General features: G+C 35.5%; 22 protein-coding genes. 17 read left to right on the top strand and 5 right to left on the bottom strand.

Features of this window, described 5'->3' with window-relative positions; genetic code table 11:
• The first annotated feature begins 26 nt into the window (after positions 1-26).
• The 4 genes from FI644_RS25800 (at position 27) to FI644_RS25785 (ending at position 3,066) form a co-directional block, all read left to right on the top strand.
• Positions 27-977 (top strand): NAD(P)-dependent oxidoreductase, encoded by a 951-nt coding sequence (locus tag FI644_RS25800; RefSeq protein ID WP_142108961.1) that lies wholly within the window; start codon positions 27-29, stop codon positions 975-977.
• Positions 978-1,038: 61 nt separating this feature from the next.
• Positions 1,039-1,218, top strand: coding sequence for a hypothetical protein (locus FI644_RS25795; RefSeq protein ID WP_053475412.1), 180 nt, complete (start codon positions 1,039-1,041; stop codon positions 1,216-1,218).
• A gap of 228 nt (positions 1,219-1,446) precedes the next feature.
• Positions 1,447-1,974: an RDD family protein gene (locus FI644_RS25790; RefSeq protein WP_053475413.1), complete on the top strand. Its 528-nt coding sequence runs from the start codon at positions 1,447-1,449 to the stop codon at positions 1,972-1,974.
• Between the two features lie 186 nt (positions 1,975-2,160).
• Positions 2,161-3,066 carry a chemotaxis protein gene (locus FI644_RS25785; RefSeq protein ID WP_053475414.1) on the top strand — a complete coding sequence of 302 codons (906 nt, stop codon included), beginning with the start codon at positions 2,161-2,163 and terminating at the stop codon, positions 3,064-3,066.
• A gap of 63 nt (positions 3,067-3,129) precedes the next feature.
• Here FI644_RS25785 and FI644_RS25780 read toward each other — a convergent pair whose 3' ends face one another.
• The 3 genes from FI644_RS25780 to FI644_RS25770 form a co-directional block, all read right to left on the bottom strand.
• Positions 3,130-3,597, bottom strand: coding sequence for a YkyB family protein (locus tag FI644_RS25780; RefSeq protein WP_053475415.1), 468 nt, complete (start codon positions 3,595-3,597; stop codon positions 3,130-3,132).
• Between the two features lie 84 nt (positions 3,598-3,681).
• The gene (locus FI644_RS25775) at positions 3,682-4,959 is read right to left on the bottom strand and encodes an MFS transporter (protein ID WP_053475416.1); all 1,278 of its coding nucleotides are present in this window, start codon (positions 4,957-4,959) and stop codon (positions 3,682-3,684) included.
• 3 nt (positions 4,960-4,962) lie between these two features.
• Complete coding sequence (locus tag FI644_RS25770) at positions 4,963-5,571, bottom strand: PadR family transcriptional regulator (protein WP_053475417.1); 609 nt, start codon at positions 5,569-5,571, stop codon at positions 4,963-4,965.
• Between the two features lie 301 nt (positions 5,572-5,872).
• On the opposite strand from FI644_RS25770, the gene FI644_RS25765 reads away from it, so the two are divergent.
• Positions 5,873-7,981, top strand: a complete 2,109-nt coding sequence (locus tag FI644_RS25765) for a sensor domain-containing protein (protein WP_181758153.1) — start codon at positions 5,873-5,875, stop codon at positions 7,979-7,981.
• A gap of 165 nt (positions 7,982-8,146) precedes the next feature.
• On the opposite strand, the gene FI644_RS25760 is transcribed toward FI644_RS25765, so the two are convergent.
• A complete protein-coding gene (locus FI644_RS25760; protein WP_053475418.1) occupies positions 8,147-9,013 on the bottom strand; it encodes a metallophosphoesterase in 867 nt (288 codons plus the stop codon).
• A 227-nt stretch (positions 9,014-9,240) separates the two neighbouring features.
• Between FI644_RS25760 and fadH the strand changes: the two genes are divergently transcribed.
• The 4 genes from fadH to FI644_RS25740 all read left to right on the top strand — a co-directional run bounded on the left by fadH (position 9,241) and on the right by FI644_RS25740 (position 13,763).
• Positions 9,241-9,963: a 2,4-dienoyl-CoA reductase gene (fadH, locus tag FI644_RS25755; RefSeq protein WP_231690119.1), complete on the top strand. Its 723-nt coding sequence runs from the start codon at positions 9,241-9,243 to the stop codon at positions 9,961-9,963.
• A 161-nt stretch (positions 9,964-10,124) separates the two neighbouring features.
• Entirely contained in the window at positions 10,125-11,540 is a 1,416-nt protein-coding gene (gene aspA / locus FI644_RS25750) for an aspartate ammonia-lyase (protein WP_246066981.1), read from the top strand.
• Between the two features lie 149 nt (positions 11,541-11,689).
• Positions 11,690-12,913, top strand: a complete 1,224-nt coding sequence (locus FI644_RS25745; RefSeq protein ID WP_053475421.1) for an EAL domain-containing protein — start codon at positions 11,690-11,692, stop codon at positions 12,911-12,913.
• Positions 12,914-13,118: 205 nt separating this feature from the next.
• Positions 13,119-13,763, top strand: a complete 645-nt coding sequence (locus tag FI644_RS25740; protein ID WP_142108959.1) for a DUF3993 domain-containing protein — start codon at positions 13,119-13,121, stop codon at positions 13,761-13,763.
• Positions 13,764-13,786: 23 nt separating this feature from the next.
• Here FI644_RS25740 and FI644_RS25735 read toward each other — a convergent pair whose 3' ends face one another.
• Positions 13,787-14,044 (bottom strand): glutaredoxin family protein, encoded by a 258-nt coding sequence (locus FI644_RS25735; RefSeq protein ID WP_053475423.1) that lies wholly within the window; start codon positions 14,042-14,044, stop codon positions 13,787-13,789.
• A gap of 270 nt (positions 14,045-14,314) precedes the next feature.
• On the opposite strand from FI644_RS25735, the gene FI644_RS25730 reads away from it, so the two are divergent.
• The 8 genes from FI644_RS25730 (at position 14,315) to FI644_RS25695 (ending at position 22,039) form a co-directional block, all read left to right on the top strand.
• A complete protein-coding gene (locus FI644_RS25730) occupies positions 14,315-14,551 on the top strand; it encodes a YkuJ family protein (protein WP_053475424.1) in 237 nt (78 codons plus the stop codon).
• Between the two features lie 152 nt (positions 14,552-14,703).
• Positions 14,704-15,150, top strand: a complete 447-nt coding sequence (gene cbpB / locus FI644_RS25725; protein ID WP_053475425.1) for a cyclic-di-AMP-binding protein CbpB — start codon at positions 14,704-14,706, stop codon at positions 15,148-15,150.
• A 111-nt stretch (positions 15,151-15,261) separates the two neighbouring features.
• The gene (gene ccpC, locus FI644_RS25720; protein WP_053475426.1) at positions 15,262-16,149 is read left to right on the top strand and encodes a transcriptional regulator CcpC; all 888 of its coding nucleotides are present in this window, start codon (positions 15,262-15,264) and stop codon (positions 16,147-16,149) included.
• Positions 16,150-16,429: 280 nt separating this feature from the next.
• Positions 16,430-16,972: a peroxiredoxin gene (locus tag FI644_RS25715; protein WP_053475427.1), complete on the top strand. Its 543-nt coding sequence runs from the start codon at positions 16,430-16,432 to the stop codon at positions 16,970-16,972.
• 94 nt (positions 16,973-17,066) lie between these two features.
• Positions 17,067-17,522, top strand: coding sequence for a TlpA family protein disulfide reductase (locus FI644_RS25710; protein WP_053475428.1), 456 nt, complete (start codon positions 17,067-17,069; stop codon positions 17,520-17,522).
• 169 nt (positions 17,523-17,691) lie between these two features.
• Complete coding sequence (locus FI644_RS25705) at positions 17,692-19,446, top strand: ABC transporter ATP-binding protein (RefSeq protein ID WP_053475429.1); 1,755 nt, start codon at positions 17,692-17,694, stop codon at positions 19,444-19,446.
• A gap of 8 nt (positions 19,447-19,454) precedes the next feature.
• Complete coding sequence (locus FI644_RS25700; RefSeq protein WP_082620648.1) at positions 19,455-21,275, top strand: ABC transporter ATP-binding protein; 1,821 nt, start codon at positions 19,455-19,457, stop codon at positions 21,273-21,275.
• 104 nt (positions 21,276-21,379) lie between these two features.
• Positions 21,380-22,039, top strand: a complete 660-nt coding sequence (locus tag FI644_RS25695) for a potassium channel family protein (protein WP_053475431.1) — start codon at positions 21,380-21,382, stop codon at positions 22,037-22,039.
• The last annotated feature ends 32 nt before the right edge of the window (positions 22,040-22,071 follow it).

Here is a 22,071-nt window from a genome sequence, read left to right as displayed (position 1 = left end):
CAGTCATTCGATTTAAATGTGAAACAATGCTAGAATTAAAGAGAAAGTTCAGATATTTACAAAGAAAATCAGTTTACCGTTTGAAAAGGGGAATCTTTATACTACAAATTGAAAATACAATTATTGGTTTCGTTGGCACTGGGGTAATGGGAAAGAGTATGGCAGGTCACCTGCTAAATGCGGGATTTCCATTAGTTGTTTATTCCCGGACGAAAGACAAGGCAGAGGAATTGCTTGCTAAAGGGGCTACGTGGGCAGCATCTCCAAAAGAGGTAGCTGAAAAGGCGAATATTATTATTACAATTGTTGGATATCCTGCTGATGTGGAAGAAGTGTATTTAGGGGAAAATGGCATTATCCCTAATGGAAAGGAAAATACTTATGTAATTGATATGACGACCTCCACTCCTACACTTGCGAGTAAAATATATACTGAAGCGAAAAAGAAAGGAATATTCGCATTAGATGCACCAGTTTCGGGCGGGGATATTGGTGCAAAAGAAGGAAAGCTCTCTATTATGGTCGGCGGAGATAAAGAGGTCTTTCTTGCAATGGAGCCAGTATTTAAACACTTAGGTACAAATATTGTTTATCAAGGCAAGGCAGGTTCCGGACAGCATACAAAAATGTGTAACCAAATTGCGATTGCTTCTAATATGATCGGTGTTTGTGAAGCTGTTGTATATGCGGAAAAAGCAGGCCTGAATCCTGACACCGTTCTTAAGAGTATTTCAACAGGTGCTGCTGGGAGCTGGTCTTTATCGAATTTAGCACCGAGAATGATAAACGGGAATTTTGACCCAGGTTTTTATATTAAACATTTTATTAAAGATATGAATATCGCCCTGCAAGAAGCTGATGCAATGGGCTTGGAAACTCCTGGACTCGCTCTGGCGAAAAAAATGTACTCAGAGCTTGCTGAAATAGGGGAGGAAAATAGCGGAACACAAGCATTGTATAAATATTGGGATCGATAAGGAATAATCATCCCCCTATTCAACAATAATATAAATGATTATTACAAAAGGGGGATTTATGATGGCAAAAAAGTCAAAAAAAGATGATCCTAAGCAAAAAAATAAAAAAGGCTTTGACTCAGCTGTACTGGATACAGAATTCTCACATGAATTCGGAAGTGCAGCAGCAAATAAAATGCATAAAGAGAAAGCAAAGAAAGAAAAAGCTTCAAAAAATAATGGCAAATATGAAGGACAATAAAAATGGTGAGCGAATGGCTCACCATTTTTATTATTTGATTTCTCATTGTGAATATAGGAAAAAGTATATATAGTAAAACTTAACACTTCCAATAAAATGGTATAATAGTAGTGTTAATAAATTAGAAATGTTGAGTATAATAAAGGGAGCTATAAAGATAGTTAATATGGTTCAGTCCTTTTCCATTCTTTATCAGCTTATTTTATATTTGTTTTTGGAGGTTATGCAGTGGAAACAATCTTAGAAAAACAGCCATATGAAGAAAGAAAGGAGTACGGTGGGTTCTGGATTCGGTTTGCAGCTTATTTAATTGATGCAATCATTGTTGGGATTCCTCTTGGAATTATTTCAGTCATTATTTATATGCTATTTATTCTTCCAACAGGTGCATTGGAATTGTATGCAGATCCAGCATATTACAATCAAGACATATCGGATGAACAGGCATTATTATTTTTAGGGTCTTATCTTGGCGCAACTGTCGTTACGATCTTGCTTTGTTGGATTGTAGCTATTGCATATTTTGCTGGATTACATGCATCTAAGTGGCAGGCGACAATCGGAAAAAAGCTTCTTGGTTTAAAAGTAACAGACCTGCATGGAAATCGAATATCTTTCTGGAGATCCTTAGGTCGATATCTAGCCCTTTCCTTTTTATCTGGGATCTTTTGTATCGGATTTATTATTGCTGCTTTCACAGAAAAGAAACAGTCTCTTCACGATTTAATTGCAAGTACGATCGTAATAAAAGGATAATTCATTTGTTAAATTAATCCATTTGGAAATGCTGCGCTGATTATTACAGTGCAGCATTTTCATTTTTCTAGTAAAAGTGAAAGAAAACAATCTTAATCATATAAAAATTTTTTATCAAAAATAATTTTTCGTGATATAGTAGTAGGTATAACTGACCATTACATACATAGGAAGGGCGAAATAGAAGTGGATCCTAAAAAAGGAATTTTATTAGAAAGCGGTACAAATGAATTAGAAATAGTAGAGTTTGGAATTGGGAAAAATAAGTTTGGTATAAATGTAATAAAGGTAAAAGAAATTATAAATCCTGTTTCTATCATTCAAGTGCCTCATGCACACAAAAATGTTGAGGGAATTATTGAACTGCGTGGGGAGGTACTTCCAGTAGTCAATGTGGCAAATGCGTTAGGGTTCCCTTCATCAGAAAGTCCTGAGCAGGATAAATTTATTGTTGCTGAGTTCAATAAGCAGAAAATAGTTTTTCATGTACACAGTGTAACCCAAATCCATCGTATTTCATGGGGGCAAATCGAAAAGCCGTCGGAAATGTACCAAGGCCCAGATAGTCAAATTATCGGTGTCATTAAGCTAAACGGTGAAATGATCCTTCTGCTTGACTTCGAAAAGATTGTTGTGGAAATTAATCCGGAAACAGGTATTAATGTTCAGCAAGTACAAAAGCTTGGAAAGCGTGAAAGATCGAATAAACGACTTATTGTCGCAGAGGATTCTCCATTGCTGAGAAAATTATTACACGATACATTAAGAGAAGCTGGTTTTCAATACATTGAGTTTTTTGAGAATGGACAGGATGCACTGCATTATTTAGAAAATTTAGTACAATCCGGGAAGAATATTACTGATGAAGTACAGTTAATTATTACAGATATTGAGATGCCACAAATGGATGGTCACCATCTAACAAAACGAATCAAGGATAATTCTTCATTATCTAAGGTCCCTGTCATTATTTTTTCTTCCTTAATTACAGATGATCTTCGTCATAAAGGGCAAATGGTTGGAGCTGACGCACAAGTCAGCAAACCAGAAATTGCGGAGCTTGTATTATTAATTGATCAAATCGCACTTTAAATATATAAACGCTAGGAAGTTGTTAAAGCTTCCTAGCGTTTTTTATATTGTTCAATCAATTAATTAAAAGTAGCTCTCACCTAGCTTTTTGAAAACAGGTTTTTCATATGGACGTTTATTATTTTTATGGAAATCACTATTTTCTTTTAGACCAGTGTAGGTCATCAATAATTTTTTCCCTTGGGTTAGTGATAGGGAAGACCTCGGATTTCTTACATATTCATTTAACTTTCCTAAATGCGGCAATTGCTCAAAGTCCATTTTTGTAGGGGGTAAATGAAATGAATAATTCCCACATTCAACAAGGACATCTGATTGCTGCTGGCTATATTTTGGGTTACTAGAAAAATGAAGGCCAATCTTTTTGGCTTTTCCTTCTCTAATTAACTTCAATAATGCCTCTTGCTTAAGTTTGTACAAAAATTTTGGATTAGGTGCCGTTTTTGCATGGCGGTTAACGGTGAAGATTGCTTGAGAGAGGTTTTCTACCGTTGGGCGCAGATGGGGGTGTTCATTGTTATCGGCTTTCAATATGAAAAGCTCCTTTCCGAAAATTACAGGGGTATAACATATTATACCCCTATTTACCTAGTAAAGAAAATAGTAAAAGTAAGTTTAACCAGATATTTTCTTTACAGATACAGAAGGTTTTTCAATTGAAGTACTCCTTATTTTTTTTAGTAAGAATAGGAGTACAAAACTTCCTAACAAACAAGTGGAAATACCTGCACCGATCATTACAGCTGCTACACTTGCCAATTTTGCAAGTAATGCTCCTACTGCTGGTGCAATTAGCATCGAGAAAGTTTGAATAGACATGGCTGCAGCAGAAACTCTTCCCATCATTTGTTTTGGAGTTTCCGATTGTAGTACATAGCCATAAGGAACGGCTTCCCCAGAACCAAGCAGTCCTAGTAAAAATGCGCCACCTACCCACATGAATAATGGCAAATCTAATATACCCATGCTTCCGAAGCCAATAGCAATAATTAAGGTCCCGCTAAAGACAGAGGTGCCAGACATTAGATGGATGGGCTTTTCCTTCCAATTGGTCCAGTATCCTAATAGTACAGATCCAACGACACTTCCAAGTCCAACTCCGCTAATGAGCAAACCGAAAGTTCCTTCCGAAAATCCTAAGTCTTTTGCGATAAAAACAAATAGACCATCATAAAGAAAGATGATGAAAAATGCAGCAGAAGAAAGAATAATAGATACTTTCAGCAAACGTGTTTGCGCAATATGTCTAATTCCTTCAGTCAAATCTCTCCAGTAGCTTCCCTTATTTGTTTCTACATTTGGTAATTGCTCTGTGGTTTCATCTAGTTTCGGCATAGTTAATAAGAAGAGGATGGCAATAAAAAAGCCGATTGCTTCAAATATGAAAGGGCTTTTCACGCCGAATAATGCGATTATCCCTCCGCCAAGTGCCGGGCCAATAATTTTCATTGTATTAACGGATAATTGACTAAGAGTAACCGCTTCAGGAAGCTCGTCATCTGGCACCGTCATTCGAATGCTGCTTTGCCTTGCTGGATCATAAAGAGCTGCGACCGTTCCTTTTAAGAATACAAATACTAAGAGAATGTAAAGATTTGGAGAGAAAAAGAGACCGCCTACAAAAAGAATTCTTAATAGCAAGCAGACAATCATAATCGGCTTCTTTGGCATACGATCAACAAAGACACTGGCAAAAGGACCAACGATCACCCATGGAAGTCCGATTACTATGATTACTGAAGCAATCGCAGATGCATCAAGTCCCCAGTTGTAAGCAACGATTACCTGTATGGCAACGAAATCAAGCCAGTTTCCTAGATCTGAAAATACTTGTGCCCCGAACAATGAACGAAATGAACGAATTTTAAGTGGCTTAAACATCCCAGCTTTCATACATCACTTCTCCTTATTTTCTTTAATTGCCTTTCTTCTTCTTGTTAAAATCTTATCAACATTTCCATTAAGATCCTGTCCCTCTGGTAAATCATTCGTCTGGAGTGCGTGAATGGCTTCATCAATCCATTTAATTTCTGCTTCTAAGCGTATTTCTGCAAAACGAATGGCTAAAGCGCTGAATTTACTTACAAAGGAAATGCCGTTACTTGGCCACTCTTTAACAAATCCTAGAATATCCTCCGTCTCTCCTCTTCTTTTTCGTAAATGTCCAATTAAGATGGTGGAATCCAAATCGTCATGCCAGGTTGACATTTTCATAAACAGCTCATCTTTAACTACAGGATATGCTGGAGAAATAAGCAGCCAATTTTCTAATTCCTCCCATCCTTTTGGAGTGAGCTCATATAATTTCTTTCTTCTCCCATCCTCCTCTTGGTCAAGGGTAAAGATGAACCCTTCTTCTTCGAGCTTTCTTAATTTTGGATAAATGCTGCCGTAGCTCATTCCCCAATAAAGGCTAGCTGCTTTATGTTCGAATTCTGATTTAATATCATATCCTGTGCTCGGCCAATAACTTAAAACTGCCAGCAGCGTGTGTTCAACAGACAAGATAAAATTTCCTCCTTATATATCATAATGATATAACAGCGTGATATATCATTATGATATATTGAACGACAGGAAAAATCAACCAAAAGAGGAGTCTATAAGAAAAAAATTTGGCATTAAATAGTAGCAATTTTAGAAACTGTCGATGTGTTTTTTGTCGTTTTATATTATAATAAGGGAAATGTACTTGAATTTTGTAATAATAGTGAATTATTTGTCTGAATGCTCAATATAAGTTTTCAACCAAGACGTACATAGATGCATTCCAATAAATTGGAATGAAGTCAATAAGGATGATTTGATGGAAAATATGAAAGAAATATTATCTAGAGAGTTAAATAATGAAAAAATTAGCAATAAAATTGAAAGAATTATTTATGATATTATTCTAAAACATATTAAAGATTTGATTTTTATTATGAAAGTTGAAAAAGGACCTTCATTCCGTTATTTGTTTGTTAATGAACCAGGGATTAGACATGCTACATTATCAAGCGGTTTTATTGGCAAGACTCTTAATGAAGTTCTCTCAGAAGAGGTTGCTTCCTCTTTGCAATCAGAATATGAAAAAATACTTGATAGAAAAGAAACAATGATATTCTCTGATGAAGTTAAAATGCCTGATGGGAGTACAATGATTGGTGAGTCTTTCTTAACACCTATTCTTGATGAAAAGGATGAAGTTCTTTATGTTGTTTCTGTTACGCGAGATATAACAACTGCATTATTGGAGAAGAAACGATTAATAAAGAGCGAACAGAAATATCGCTCCATAGTTGACCACAATTTAGATGGCATCATTTCAGTTGATTTGAAAGGAGCGATTCTCGAAGTAAATCCTGCAGGCAATCAGCTAACAGGCTATACGGAAAAGCAGTTAACAAAACGCTCCATTTTCAATTTAATAAGGGATCAGGATATACCTGATTTTCAAAACTTATTTGATATAACAAAGAATGGGTATCCATCTGAGTCGTTGGACATTCATTTTGTTCATAGAAAAGGTCATTATTTATCCATTCATTTAAAGACAGTACCAATTGTTATAAATTCAGAAATAGAGGGAATCTATGTCATTATCAAGGATATTTCAGAGCAAGCAGAGAATGCTGAAACGATTAGGTATATGGCATTTCATGACCAATTAACAGGTCTATTAAATAGAAGAGCATTGCTAGCAGATTTAGATAAGTATATTTTAGATGCCAAAAAAGTTGGAAATGAATTTGCACTTCTTTCCATTGATTTGGATCGATTTAAATATTTAAATGATACTTTAGGACATATTTTTGGGGATGAAATTTTAAAAAAAGTAGCGGAAAGATTGTGTGAGTTTAGGCATAAGAATTATTCTGTTTACAGGCAAGGCGGGGATGAATTTATCATTCTTCTCCCGCATGCAGATAGAGGAAAAGCAAGACGATTTGCACAAAGTATTTTAGCAAGATTTACTAGCTCCTTTTACTTGCATTCGAAGGAATATTATATTACCCCGAGTATTGGAGTGAGTATGTATCCTAACGATGGGAATAATGCGGAAGCGTTAATAAAGAATGCAGATGAGGCTTTATTTCGTGTAAAAGAAAAAGGAAAAGCCCATTTTCAATTTTATCGTTCGGAAATGAATTCAATTATTAATAATGTTGTTGAATTGGAGACATTTTTACGTAAAGCGATAGATAAAAATGAGCTAACATTATACTATCAGCCGCAAATTGATTTAAAAACAATGAAAATAACAAGCTACGAAGCTCTTTTACGTTGGAATAATCATGAACTCGGATTTATTTCTCCTGCTGATTTCATTCCGTTGGCTGAGGATACTGGCTTAATTATTCCGATTGGAGCGTGGGTAATTGAGACCGCATGTAAACAAATAAAGGATTGGTCAGATAAAGGTGAGAAAGATTTTAAAGTAGCAATCAATATTTCCCCTAAACAATTTCAGCAGCATAGTTTATTAACGATCATCCAGAAAGCTATAGAAAAACATCGAATCCATCCAAAATGTTTAGAAATTGAAATTACGGAAGGGGCTATGCAGGATACGAGAGATACGTCTCCGATATTATCTGGCTTAAAGGATCTAGGGGTATCGATTTCAGTTGATGACTTTGGAACAGGTTATTCATCTTTAAGTTATTTGAAAAAATTCCCAATTGATGTATTGAAAATTGATAAATCCTTTGTTAAAGATGTGCATGTAAATGAAAAGGATGCAGCCATTACTACAACGATCATCCATTTGGGAAGAAGTCTAGGGATGGAGGTAATTGCCGAAGGTGTTGAGAATGATGAGCAGGCACAATTTTTATTAAATGCGAATTGCCATAAAGCTCAAGGATTCTTATATTCAAAGCCGCTTCCTGCAGATGAAATTGAAAAAAATTTCATGAATATAAACGAATAATAATGAAAAAAGGAAAAGGAGCTTAGAGCTTCTTTTCCTTTTTTGAGAAATAGAAAATATAACATTTTAAAATTTGGTAACTGTTTAGCGCTAGCGGCCTATCGCCCATCAAACTTCAGATCTCCTCCAGCTTGTACGGCGATAATCAAGGCGCTTGCGCTTTTCTTATTTCTGAAATAGTGAAAAAACGGTTAGTTCAGGTCTACATAGAAAGCGAAATGGCAATCGGGTTGTCCCAAGCCCCCTATTTACATAGAGTGTTAGAGGTGTGCTGCCAATCTTATAAAATCCTTCGTTATAGTTCTCAGCATATGGAGGGATGACAAGTGCTCCCGCAAAAGGGATTTTTACTTGCCCCCCATGGCTATGCCCACTAAGTTGAAGCTGTATGTTATAGTTTTTCGCCTCATCAGCCAAATCTGGTGCATGTGATAATAGAATTTTATACGATTGATCAGGAACTCCTTCGATTGCCGTTTGAATGTCAGGTTTACCAAGCATTGCATCATCTATCCCAATGACATAAATGCTGCTCCCATCAATTAATTTAATTTGTTGGTGGTTGTTTAGAAGTAGTTTAAAGCCGGATTCTTCAATAATAGACTTATATATATCTGTCCCATAGCCACCGTGATCATGATTGCCATAGATGGCAAATTTTCCAAAAGGTGCTTCTAACTCCTGTAATAGCGGAATTATGATGTTTGCTTCGTGATACTGATTAGGTGTATCCATTAAATCACCCGTGAAAAAGATAATATCAGGTTTCAGTGCATTTATTTTCTTTACAAGTTTTTTTAATTGATGTGCATCATATTGAAAGCCTAAGTGGGTATCACTAAATTGAACAATTTTGAAATTGTTGAAACTAGATGGAATGTCAGGATTAATTATTTTATGCTGATTGACATCTAGTAATTTAGGTTCAATTTCCCTCGAATAATAATAGCCCCCAGCACCAAGTCCAAATATGGAAAAAAGCGAGCCAATGGTTCTTTTCAAAAAGGACCTTCTTGAGATTTTTTTCGGCATGTTATTACCAACCTATCTAAAAAATTCATCTCTTTTATACTATCAAACTACGTTATCAAAAAGAAGGGAGAAATTTAACAATCGTAAATAGATGAAAGAATAATAATGAAAAAATAGTTCGAAAATTCATTACTTAATGGTAAAATAAGAATGAATAATCATTCATTTTTAAGGGGGCATGCATTTTGAAAGGGAAGGTCGTTATTGTTACAGGTGGGTCAAGTGGGATGGGGAAGTATATGGCTAAGCGATTTGCTGAGGCTGGAGCATCTGTTGTTATTACAGGAAGGAATCTTGAGCGCCTGGAAGAAACGAAAAAGGAAATTGAAATACAATCAGGACAAATTTTGGTTGTTCAAATGGATGTAAGAGAAGTAGAACATGTTAAGCATATGGTAACAGAAACGTTAAATACCTTTGGTAGAATTGACCATTTAATCAACAATGCTGCCGGTAATTTTATCTGTCCTGCGGAGAAGTTAAGTGCTAATGGCTGGAGTTCGGTTATCAATATAGTTCTTAATGGGACATTTTACTGCTCAAGTGAGGTCGGGAAATACTGGATTGAGAATGGAATGGAAGGCAGCATAATTAATATGGTTGCTACTTATGCTTGGGATGCTGGGCCAGGGGTCATTCATTCTGCAGCAGCGAAAGCAGGTGTTCTGTCGATGACGAGAACATTAGCTGTTGAGTGGGGCAGAAAGTATGGAATAAGAGTGAATGCGATTGCACCCGGCCCGATTGAACGAACAGGTGGAGCAGATAAATTATGGGAATCTGAAGAGGCAGCGAAGAGAACTCTTTCAAGTGTACCGCTGGGTAGGCTTGGAAAACCAGAGGAAATTGCAGAATTAGCTTTCTTCTTATTATCGGAACATGCTGCATATATAAATGGGGAATGCATTACAATGGACGGAGGCCAATGGCTAAATCAATACCCGTTTTAGTAGGAACAAATAGCGAATTTTATTTCCGACTTTTCCTACTATTTCGAAATAACGAAAGCATGAAAAATAAACAGAAAAATTCATAAAATAGTAGTATACTTAAGCCGTGATGGAAATCATTCTATCACGGCTTTTTCATTAACTATTTGGAGGATGTTGAAGTGAGTACATATAGAATTGAAAAGGACTTCCTTGGTGAAAAACATGTACCAATCGAAGCATACTATGGGATACAGACATTAAGAGCAGTTGAAAACTTCCCAATTACTGGCTATAAATTAGACAAGGATTTAATTATTGCAATGGCAATTGTAAAAAAAGCCGCAGCACTGGCAAACGCTGATGTTGGCAGATTATATAAAGGAAAAGCAGATGTGATCTGCCAAGCGGCAGATGAAATTATTACAGGTAAATGGCATGATCATTTTCTTGTTGATCCGATCCAAGGCGGCGCAGGAACTTCGATTAATATGAATACGAATGAGGTTATAGCGAATAGAGGATTAGAGCTTCTTGGCAAAGAAAAAGGTGAGTATTTCCATCTTAATCCGAATATTGATGTGAATATGGCTCAATCAACAAATGATGCATTCCCAACAGCCATCCATATTGCTGTCTATCGTGCGCTTGAATCGTTGCTAACGACCATGAAGGAAATGAAGGCAACATTCAGTGTCAAAGCAGATGAATTTGATTCAGTTATTAAAATGGGCAGAACACATTTGCAGGATGCGGTGCCCATTCGACTAGGTCAAGAATTTAGGGCATATACGAACGTAATTGAACGTGATATCAAAAGAATCGAAAGATCAAAGGACAATTTATTAGAAGTAAATATGGGTGCCACAGCTGTAGGGACAGGATTAAATGCGGATCCTAATTATATTGAAAAAGTTGTTCAATATTTAGCCGACATTTCAGGAATCCCTGTTGTTCCAGCAGAAAACTTAGTCGATGCGACTCAAAATACTGATGCATATGTAGAAGTATCTGCATCATTAAAGATATGTATGGTCAATATGTCGAAGATTGCAAATGATCTCCGTTTAATGGCTTCTGGGCCAAGGGCAGGTTTGTATGAAATCAATTTACCAGCCCGCCAGCCGGGTTCCTCCATCATGCCAGGAAAAGTAAATCCTGTCATGCCAGAAGTAATTAACCAAATTGCATTCCAAGTAATCGGGAATGACCATACGATCTCGTTAGCATCTGAAGCAGGTCAATTCGAATTAAACGTAATGGAACCGGTCTTATTATTTAATTTATTGCAATCGATTTCAATTATGAATAACGGCTTCCGTGTGTTTTCTAATTTCTGTATTTCAGGTATCACTGCTAATACAGACCGTTTGAAGGAATACGTAGAGAAAAGTGTAGGCTTACTGACAGCAGTAAATCCTCATATTGGCTATAATATAGCTTCAGAAATTGCCAGAGAGTCTATTGTTAATGGAAAATCCATCCGTGAACTATGTTTATTGTATGATGTACTAACTGAAGAGGAATTGGATTTAATATTAGATCCTTATGAAATGACAAAGCCAGGAATTGCAGGTTCTTCTTTACTTGATAAATAAAAATGCTTAATAAAAAATACCGATACAAATTATCGGTATTTTTTATTTTTCATGCAAGGAAAATATCTATGGACAGTTACATCCCAAGAAATATGTTATAATTATACATTATTCTTATTATTCATCTTTATTTATGGAGGTTTATGAGCATGGATGCACTGGAAATCCTTACAGACTTAGATAATGTTTTCCCATATTTTCAACCGATATTCAGTGCGGATGAACATCGTGTCATAGGCTATGAAGTATTCGGGAGATATCAAGGAGAAAACGGAGTGGTTAGCCTGGGACCATTTTTCTTGGATGAAGGCATTCCGGAAGAGTACCGCCTTGAGGTTGATCATGTGGTTTTGAAAAAAGCACTGGAAAAATTTATTTCCATTTCTTCAGAGGAAGATGTGCTTTTATTTGTAAACAAAGATGCGGATTTACTTATGTATGATAATGCTGAATCATTTTTATCGCTAATTTTAGAGTATCAAGAAAAAGGAATTACGCTAGATCGAATTGTTTTAGAGTCCACAGAACGTGCCTATAAGGGGAATATGGAGCATTTGGATCATTTAATGAATTACTTACGTACATATGGAATTAAAATAGCCATTGATAATATGGGGAATGAAAGAAGCCATTTAGACCGAATCGGTCAGCTTGCTCCGAATATTATTAAAGTTGATTTGAATGAGCTTCGGTCAACTGCATCTGCTCATGTACTTCATGATATTTTATACACATTGTCATTAATGGCAAGGAAAATTGGTGCTACCCTGCTTTTTAAAAATATCGAAATGGATTATCAGCTGCAATTTGCATGGAGGAATGGAGGCAGGTACTACCAAGGGTATTATCTGCACAATCCCGGTGAGGAATTTGTTGATCGAGATATTATGAAAGAAAAGCTTAGGGGGAAATGTCAACAATATATTACATATGAGAAGAAAAAACTTGAGGCTTTACATGAAGTGTCTGAGAAATTTAATGAAAAACTTACTCAATTTCTTCAAGTGAAAAATCGTAAATTATTAGAGTACGAGGAGTTAATCAAAGTTCTTTCACAATATCTCAATGATGTATCTTTTAGGCTTTACATTTGTGATGAAAATGGATTTCAAAAATCTGCAAATATTTTTAAAAAGGATAATAATTGGATTGTCCAAAAACAATATTTACATAAAAATTGGAGCTGGCGCCCTTACTTCTTGGAAAATATTATGAAGATGAGAAATGATAAAAAAGGCATTCTTTCTGACTTATACAGTGATATTGAAACAGGAGAAACGATTCGGACTTTTTCATATCCGCTGCAATCCAGTGATTATTTATTTGTTGATTTATCTTATGAATTTCTTTATGAACGGGAAGGATTATTGTAGTTCATTTAAGATTAGGCAAGGTCCCTCTGAAGGGGCCTTATTTTTTTTGGAAAAAGGGCGTTTTTGTCGTATCGAAGGGGTATAGGATAGATAGAAGGATAATCTGTCATAATCTGCAGGATTAAAGCGAACGATTCTACTCTATTATTCGTGAGATTGTTGGTAGAATGAAGGAATAAGCAGCGGAAAAGAAAGGGAGAGTGAAATGAAAAAAATTTTTCTAGCATCTATAACATGTATCCTCTTATTTAGTTTTATTTTTCCTTCTTTGTCACATGCAGACTCGCGTTTTTCGGATGACAAATCAGTTTTGCAATTTTTACAGGAAGCGTTTCAGGCCCAAGTGTCATTAAGTGAAAAGTTTCAAAGCATGGAAGAAATACATAATACTCTTTTTCCTTATTTTACAGAGGATTATACTAGGGAGTTTTTAGACGAAAATCTTGTTGCCGAAAATGGAAAATATATCACGTACGGTACAGATTTCCCTCTTTATTATATTCCATTTTTCAGCTATACAGCCGAGACAAAGGTTATTAGGTCACAAGATCATATGTATATATTTGAGTTCTTCCCTGAAACGGATGAAGGTCCAGTGGGTTACGAAAGTCATTATGAAGGGGTTAAACTTGATAAAGCAGACGAAGTGTGGAAGGTAGCAGAATTTTTAAATCATGATGTTCTAACTGAAATCATAGACCAGTCAAAGGAAGATACGACTCCAGTTAAAATGGATCTGGTTCAAAAAAGTCTGGTGAAGGCTACATTACAATTAGGGCTGGCATTAAATCCAATTGCGTCATTCTATAAATATGGAAATTCATTTATTGTAGCGCATTTAAATAAATAGCGAACAAAAGGAGAAGCAGACTTTCATTGTGTCTGCTCTTTTTCATCTTTAATATTTAATTCTATTTTCAGCTTTTCTAAGTCGAAACCAGTAATCACTTGTTCTCCTATAACAATTGTAGGAGTGGAGTAGGATTGATAGGTTTCAATTAATTCCATCCTAGCTTTTTGATCTGTTTTAATATTTTTTACTTCATACGAGAATCCATATTCCGTTAAAAACCTTTTTGTAATTTCACAAGGAGGACAATCAGGTTGAGTATAGACAGTAATTTTTTTCAAAGCAGGTCAGTCCTTTCATGAATTATAATAGTGAAAAAACAAATGGATTTCAATGAATATCTTTCAATTTTATAAGTATTGATTGAAAAAAATATGATCATTTAGTTAGTTTTTACTTGTATAAATGACTGCCATTAATTTATGCTGTTATTATTGGTATGAAATAAGAGAAATGTCGAATATTCTGAATCGAATCTTTTAGGATAGAAACATGCCAAAAGAGAAACATAAACGTATGATGTTTTTGTTTTTGTTGAAAGGAGAGGGAGCATGTCACAGCTTCAAGGTATATTAACACGATTAAAAAATCTTCAGGAACAATCAGCTAGCGGTGAACCGATGCAGCGTTTTTTTGAGGTGAATGGAGAAAGGAAATGCCAAGTAACATATCAGCCGAAAAGTGAAATGTTTGAGTTGGAAGTTTATCAAGATAAAGAAAAACCAAAAAGATATCAATTTGACAATATCGATATGATTACAATTGAGATATTTGATTTAATTCAATAATAAAAATTTTAAAGGAACCTGTTCAGGTTTCTTTTTTTATTCATCACCCATCGTACAAGGGTGCTGTTTTTAACATTATAAGAGCAAGGAAAGGGAAATTGTGATACACTATATAAGCAGATAGAAAACATTTAACTGAGGAGTTTTCGGCGATGATAAGTCTTCACAGTGGGGAATATTTAGAAAGTAATATCCGACAATTTATGATACCTTCAGAACGAGTTGCCCATGTGCAAGTCGGCAATAATCTAGAACATGCACTATTGGTATTAACGAAAAGCGGCTACACAGCCATACCTGTACTAGATCCGTATTATAAACTGCATGGCTTAATAAGCACCCCAATTATTATGGATTCTATTCTAGGCCTTGAAAGAATTGAGTTTGAAAAATTAGAAGAAAAGCGTGTAGAAGAAGTAATGAATAAGGAAATTCCAAGATTGCATGTTGATTCATCCGTACAGGATTCAATTGCTTTATTAATTGATCATCCTTTTCTATGCGTTGAAAATGAGAAGGGTTACTTTGAAGGAATATTTACACGAAGGACCATCCTTAATGAGCTAAACAAGCTTGCCCGTAGATTAAATAAGAAATAATACAATGGGCTCCCAGAGATGGGAGCTTGATTTTTGCAGAATAAGAAAGTATACGTTTTTCAAATATGAGAACTGTATAGCGCTTTTCTTAGCATAAGGGGGAATGTTCTAATGTCATCACTATCCGAATTTCACTTTCTTGCTGTACTGGCTCAGGAAATGAATATGAGAAAGGCGGCCGAACGGTTATTTGTCTCCCAGCCAGCACTATCACAGAGGCTGCAAACAATCGAAAAGGAGTGGGGAGAAAGGCTTTTTATCCGTTCGCAAAAAGGCTTGTCGCTGACTCCTGCTGGTGAATTAGTCATAAAGTTTATTAATGAAGTAATCGTAAAAGAAGAAAAAGTACGTGAATCGATTCATGCATTAAATGCTGAAGTATATGGAACCTTGAAGATTGCTGTAGCATCGATTGTAGGACAAAACTGGCTTCCACAAGTTCTGAAGAAATTTGTTAACCGCTACCCACAAGCGAAAATATCGCTAGTAACAGGCTGGAGCAGTGAAATATTGAAGTCTCTTTATGAGGATCAAGTACATATTGGCATTATTCGCGGAACGCCAGATTGGAAAGGGGTAAAAACTCATTTGTTTCAAGACTGTCTTTATCTTGTCGATACGGAAATTACAAGTCCGGAACAGGTTCTTGAAACAGATCGTCCATTTATCCAATTTAAAAGTGATTCAAACTATTATCAGGAAATCCAAGATTGGTGGCTTAAACATTTTAAAACAGCACCGAGACGAACGATTGTTGTTGACCAAATCGAAACATGCAAGCAAATGACCTTCAATGGGATTGGCTATGCAATTTTGCCAGCAATTACGTTAAATGGAGCAGAAAAGGATATTTTTAAAATTCCATTATTAGATGAAAATAACTTGCCGTTAAAAAGAGATACATGGCTGCTTGGCTATGAATCAGCCTTCCAGCTTAAACAAGTACAAGCATTTGTCGAGTTGATTAAGGAACATATAAGTGAAGAAAACAAGCCATGAGCATAATATTTTATTCTTATGTCGAAATTTAGTACACTTATTCTTAGAGTTAATTTGCTTAAAGCACGGATAGGACGGTTGATTATTTTACTTGTAAATTGGGCAAAACAAGTAGTGGAGACCATCTTGAATTAAATTATAGTAGGTATTTAATTAAATTTATTATTATTTAATATTGACATAAAATGTTAAATATCCTATAATTTATTATGTTGATCATTATTTAAATGAGAATATTAAATGCGTTTTCTCATTTAAAAAGATAATGGAGGGATTACATATGCCAGAACGTATGGTAGGTAAACAAGCACCACGTTTTGAAATGGATGCAGTAATGCCAAACAAAGAATTTGGTAAAGTAAGTCTTGAAGCGAACATGAAAAATGACAAATGGACTGTGCTTTTCTTTTATCCAATGGATTTCACTTTTGTATGTCCAACAGAAATTACTGCTTTATCAGATCGTTATGATGAGTTCGAAGATTTAGATGCAGAAGTAATCGGCGTTTCAACTGATACAATCCATACACATTTGGCATGGATTAAAACAGATCGTAAAGATAATGGTCTTGGTGATTTGAAATATCCGCTTGCTGCTGATACAAACCATGTAGTAGCTCGGGATTATGGAGTTCTTATTGAAGAGGAAGGAATTGCTCTTCGTGGATTATATATTATTAGCCCTGAAGGCGAGTTAATGTACTCTGTTGTAAATCATAACAACATTGGCCGCGACGTAGATGAAACACTTCGCGTTCTTCAAGCCCTTCAAACAGGTGGCCTTTGTCCAGCGAACTGGAAACCAGGTCAAAAAACTTTATAATAAAGTGATTAAAACGAAAGAAAGACCTAACGCTCGTTAGGTCTTTCTTTCAGTGAATATATAATTGAAAAAGAGCGATATGGGAGGGTTTGCAATGAAATTACGTGCACCAATGCCTGAGCTTGCAGGCGCAACAGAATGGTTAAATGGAGAATTAACGAAAGAACAGCTTATCGGTGAAAAACCGACACTTATCCATTTTTGGTCAGTTAGCTGTCATCTATGTAAAGAAGCAATGCCAAACGTGAATAAGTTCAGAGATGATTATAAAGATGAATTAAATGTAATTGCAGTGCATATGCCTCGATCTGAGGATGATCTGGATCTTGAGTTAATTAAAAAGGTAGCAGCAGAGCATGAAATTTCACAGCCAATATTCGTGGATAGTGAGCATAAGCTAACAGATTCCTTCGAAAATCAATATGTACCAGCTTATTATGTTTTTGATAAAGATGGTAATCTTCGTCATTTCCAAGCAGGCGGAGGCGGCATGAAAATGCTTGAAAAGCGTGTGAATCGCGTATTAGACGAAATGAATAAAGAAGATTAATTAATAGAAAATATTTAAAGAATCCAGCATAAATAGCTTGATTCTTTTTTTATACTTAAAAATTTTCTTAAAAAATTGAAAATTATAACAAATAGGGTAGAAATACATTTCGAAACCCGTTATATTTAATATTACTTTCTTTTATTTTTCTTTAGAAGGGGGAAAATCCTTGGAAACATTTAAAAAACTAAAAATGTATTATTGGCCATATAAAAATTATTTTATGTGGTCAATTGGCTTTCTTATCATTGTTACAGCGATAACAGTTGTTTATCCTATGATTCTTCAGATAACAATTGATGAGGTGGTTGTAAATGGCCAATATAATTGGATTCCACCTCTAGCGCTAGGATTTGTCGGCATAATGGTCATTAAGGGAATTGCTTCGTTCATTTATCAATATACAGGTGATTTATTTGGAATCAAATCTGTATATAAGCTCCGGAATGCATTATACGAAAAGCTGCAATTCTTGCCTTTTCGTTATTATGACAATGCAAAAACAGGAGATTTAATGTCACGACTCACAGCAGATGTTGAAGGATTTCGCTTTTTTCTTTCTGTTGGGTTTTCAGAGCTCATTCGATTTGTTCTGTTAATTGGAATTAGCTTTGCCGTTATGTTTTATTACTCGATGTCATTGACCATTATTACGTTAATTACATTGCCTTTTCTTGCCGTTGTAACGTTTAAATTTGATAAGGCAGTTCATCCTGCATTTAGAAATATCCGAAAATCCTTTGGACGCCTGAATACGAAAGTTCAGGAAAATATTAGCGGAATTAATACAGTTAAGTCATTATCTAGGGAAGATTTTGAAATTAATAAATTCAATGATACAAACGGGGATTACAAAGATAAATATTTGCAAACATCGTATATTTGGGCAAAATATTTTCCCTTGATGGAGTTTTTAGGAAATGTAAGTGTTGTTTTCTTATTATCTTATGGTGGCTATCTCGTTATAAGCGGGAATTTAAAGCCAGGGGAACTTGTCGCATTTTATAGTTTACTATGGTATATCATGTGGCCGATTATGAACCTTGGATTTGTGGTCAATCTGTTTTCTCAAGCAAAGGCTTCCGGTGAACGATTATTAGAAATCCTAGATGCTGAAAATGAGATTGTAAATGGACATGATGCAATTATTAAAGAACGTTTGAATGGGAAGGTTGAGTTTCGTGATGTTACCCTCCGGTATGCAGAAGGTGATAAAGAAGCACTTTACAATATTTCATTTACTGCCTATGAAGGAAAGGTAATTGGTTTAATTGGTTCTACGGGATCTGGAAAAACAAGCATCACACAACTTATAACGAGATTCTATGAGCCTGAGACAGGAGAAGTTCTTATTGATGGCATTCATACGAAAGAATACGCCCTTTCCTCCTTAAGAAGCAATATTGGCTTTGTCCTGCAAGAATCCTTTTTGTTCTCATCATCCATTAAAGCAAATATTTCTTATGGTAAGCCTGATGCATCGATGGAGGAAATAATGGATGCTGCCAAAAGGGCACAGGCACATGACTTTATTATGGAATTGCCTGATGGATATGAAACTATGCTCGGAGAAAGAGGAATGGGTCTTTCGGGAGGTCAGAAACAGCGTATTGCAATTGCCAGAGCTATTTGCGTTAATCCCAGTATACTTATACTAGATGATGCGACGAGCGCAGTTGATATGGAGACGGAGTTTCAGATTCAGAAAGCTTTAAAAGAGGTTATGAAGGGAAGAACAACTTTTATTATCGCCCATCGTATTTCTTCTTTAAAGCATGCAGATGAAATTCTTGTATTAGAAAATGGCCATATTGTTGAAAGGGGAATTCACGATCGATTATTAAGCCAAAATGGTCCATATCAAAGAATCTATGATATTCAATATCAAGACTTGGAGAAGATAAGCAAGAGTCATATTGGCTAGGGGGTGGAATGATGGAAAAGTACAAAGATGAGAAAGTGTTATCAAGATTCAAATACTCGGCAGATGAGGTAATTGAAAAGCCATTCAACTGGAAGCAAATGTTAAGGCTTTTTAGTTATATGAAGCCTTATCGAAAGGATTTGCTGCCACTATCGATTCTGATGGTCCTGCTTACTACGAGTGTTAAATTAATAATACCAATATTAATTGGTGTATATACGCTAGATAAAGCTTTAGAAAATAAAGATGGTCAATTACTCGCCGTATTAGTTTCCGTTATAGCCGTGCTTTATATTCTTTCCTACGGAGCGAATTACTTTCGAATTAAATGGATGAATGTACTTGGTCAAAGCGTGATATATGACTTGCGTAAACATTTATTTACACATGTGCAAACATTGTCGCATCGATTTTTTGATCAGCGCTCTGCTGGCTCGATACTTGTACGGATCATGAATGATATTAACTCATTGCAAGAGTTGTTCACGAATGGGGTTATAAATTTATTAATGGACATGATCCTTTTAGTGGGTATTTTTATTATATTATTTACTTTAAGTCCTTCATTAACATTAGCTATTATGGTTATCTTGCCGATTATGTTCTTTATTTCAACTTCACTTCGGCGTAAAATTAGAAGATCTTGGCAAGTTGTTCGTTTAAAACAGTCCAAATTAAATTCACATTTGAATGAAAGTATCCAAGGGATTCGTATTACACAAGCATTTACACAGGAAAAAGAAAATATGATCTATTTTGATGGTGTAAATACAGAAAACTTCGAGAGTTGGAGAATAGCTTCACAAAAAAATGCGTTGTTTAGACCGTTAGTCGAATTAACAAATGCGTTAGGTTCAGCTGTATTAATATGGTTTGGCGCATATTTAATCCAAGGGAACGAAATATCGATTGGTGTATTTGTATCTTTTGCCTTTTATTTAGGAATGTTTTGGGAACCGATTTCACGATTAGGGATGGTGTATAATCAGTTATTAATGGGAATGGCCTCTTCTGAGAGAATTTTTGAATTTTTAGATGAAAAGCCGAATGTTGCGGAAAATAAAAATGCAGTCCTATTAAAAGGAATACGTGGCCATATCGAATTTGAGAGTGTAAAATTTGCATATGACGATAGGCGCCCAGCATTAAAAGGGATTAATCTAGAGATGAGAGCTGGTCAAACTGTTGCACTAGTTGGTCATACGGGTTCTGGGAAAACAACAATTGCAAATTTAATTAGCCGCTTTTATGATCCTACCGAAGGGATAGTAAAGATAGATGGTCATGATTTAAGAGATGTTACCTTATTGAGCTTACGTAAGCAAATAAGCATTGTACTTCAGGATACGTTTATTTTCTCTGGAACGATTAAAGAAAACATTCGATTTGGCCGGCCAGATGCAACGGATGATGAGGTGAGGGAGGCTGCTAAAGCAGTTGGAGCCGATACATTTATTAGAAATTTGCCGAATGGATATGAAACTGAAGTAGAAGAGCGGGGAAGTATCTTATCAGTAGGTGAAAGACAGCTTTTGTCTTTTGCCAGGGCATTGCTAGCTGATCCACGGATTTTAATTCTTGATGAAGCAACTGCCAGCATTGATACAGAAACAGAAATGAAAATCCAGAAGGCATTAAAAACCCTTTTGAATGGCAGAACGGCAATTATCATTGCCCATCGTTTATCAACGATTCGCGAAGCAGATCATATATTTGTTCTTGATCATGGAAATATTATGGAGCAAGGAAATCATCATCAGTTAATGGATTTAGAAGGGGAGTATTACTCACTAGTAAAAGCTCAATTTAATATGTTGAATGCCGTTTAATGATTCGTTTCTGTGCCCTCCATTTCAAATAAAGGCTTTTCTAATTTGATGATTGTGCTACAATAAGCTAATAGAATGAATGCTAATTTGCTGGAGGAATAAGTGTGAGAAAAGAATTTGCGGTAATTGGTCTTGGACGATTTGGTGGAAGTATTTGCCGTGCCTTGGCTGAAGAAGGATTAGAAGTTATGGCAATTGACAGGAATGAGGACAGGGTCAATGAATTCTCCATGATAGCTACTCACGCAGTTGTCGGTGATACGACTGATGAATCTGTTGTCAAAAGCTTAGGTATACGGAATTTTGATCATGTGATTGTAGCAATTGGTGATAATATTCAAGCAAGTATATTAACTACTTTAATATTAAAGGAATTAGGCGTAAATAAAATAACGGTAAAAGCTCAAAATGATTATCATGAAAAAGTGTTACGGAAAATTGGAGCTGATCATGTAGTCCATCCTGAACGTGACATGGGGAAAAGAATTGCGCATAGTATTGTTTCAAATAATGTTCTTGATTATTTGGAATTATCTGATGAACATAGCATTGTCGAAATCGTAGCAAATGAAAAGTTAGCCGGATACTCATTGATTGATTTAGATATTCGTGCAAAATATGGGATCAACATTGTTGCTATTAAAAGAAAAAATGAAATAATTGTATCCCCTAAGGCGCACGAAAGAATTCAAGTGAATGATATTCTTATCGTTATTGGTGCGGATGTAGATATTAACAGATTTGAAAAGAAAGTGATGGTATAAGATAAAAACGCTGAAATTCACACAAGTGAATT

Origin of the sequence: Cytobacillus solani, from assembly GCF_006704205.1 — a bacterium.
Classification (GTDB): Bacteria; Bacillota; Bacilli; order Bacillales; family Cytobacillaceae; genus Cytobacillus; species Cytobacillus solani.
The sequence above is the reverse complement of the archived record's forward strand: the minus strand, read 5'-3'. Positions and strand labels throughout refer to the sequence as shown.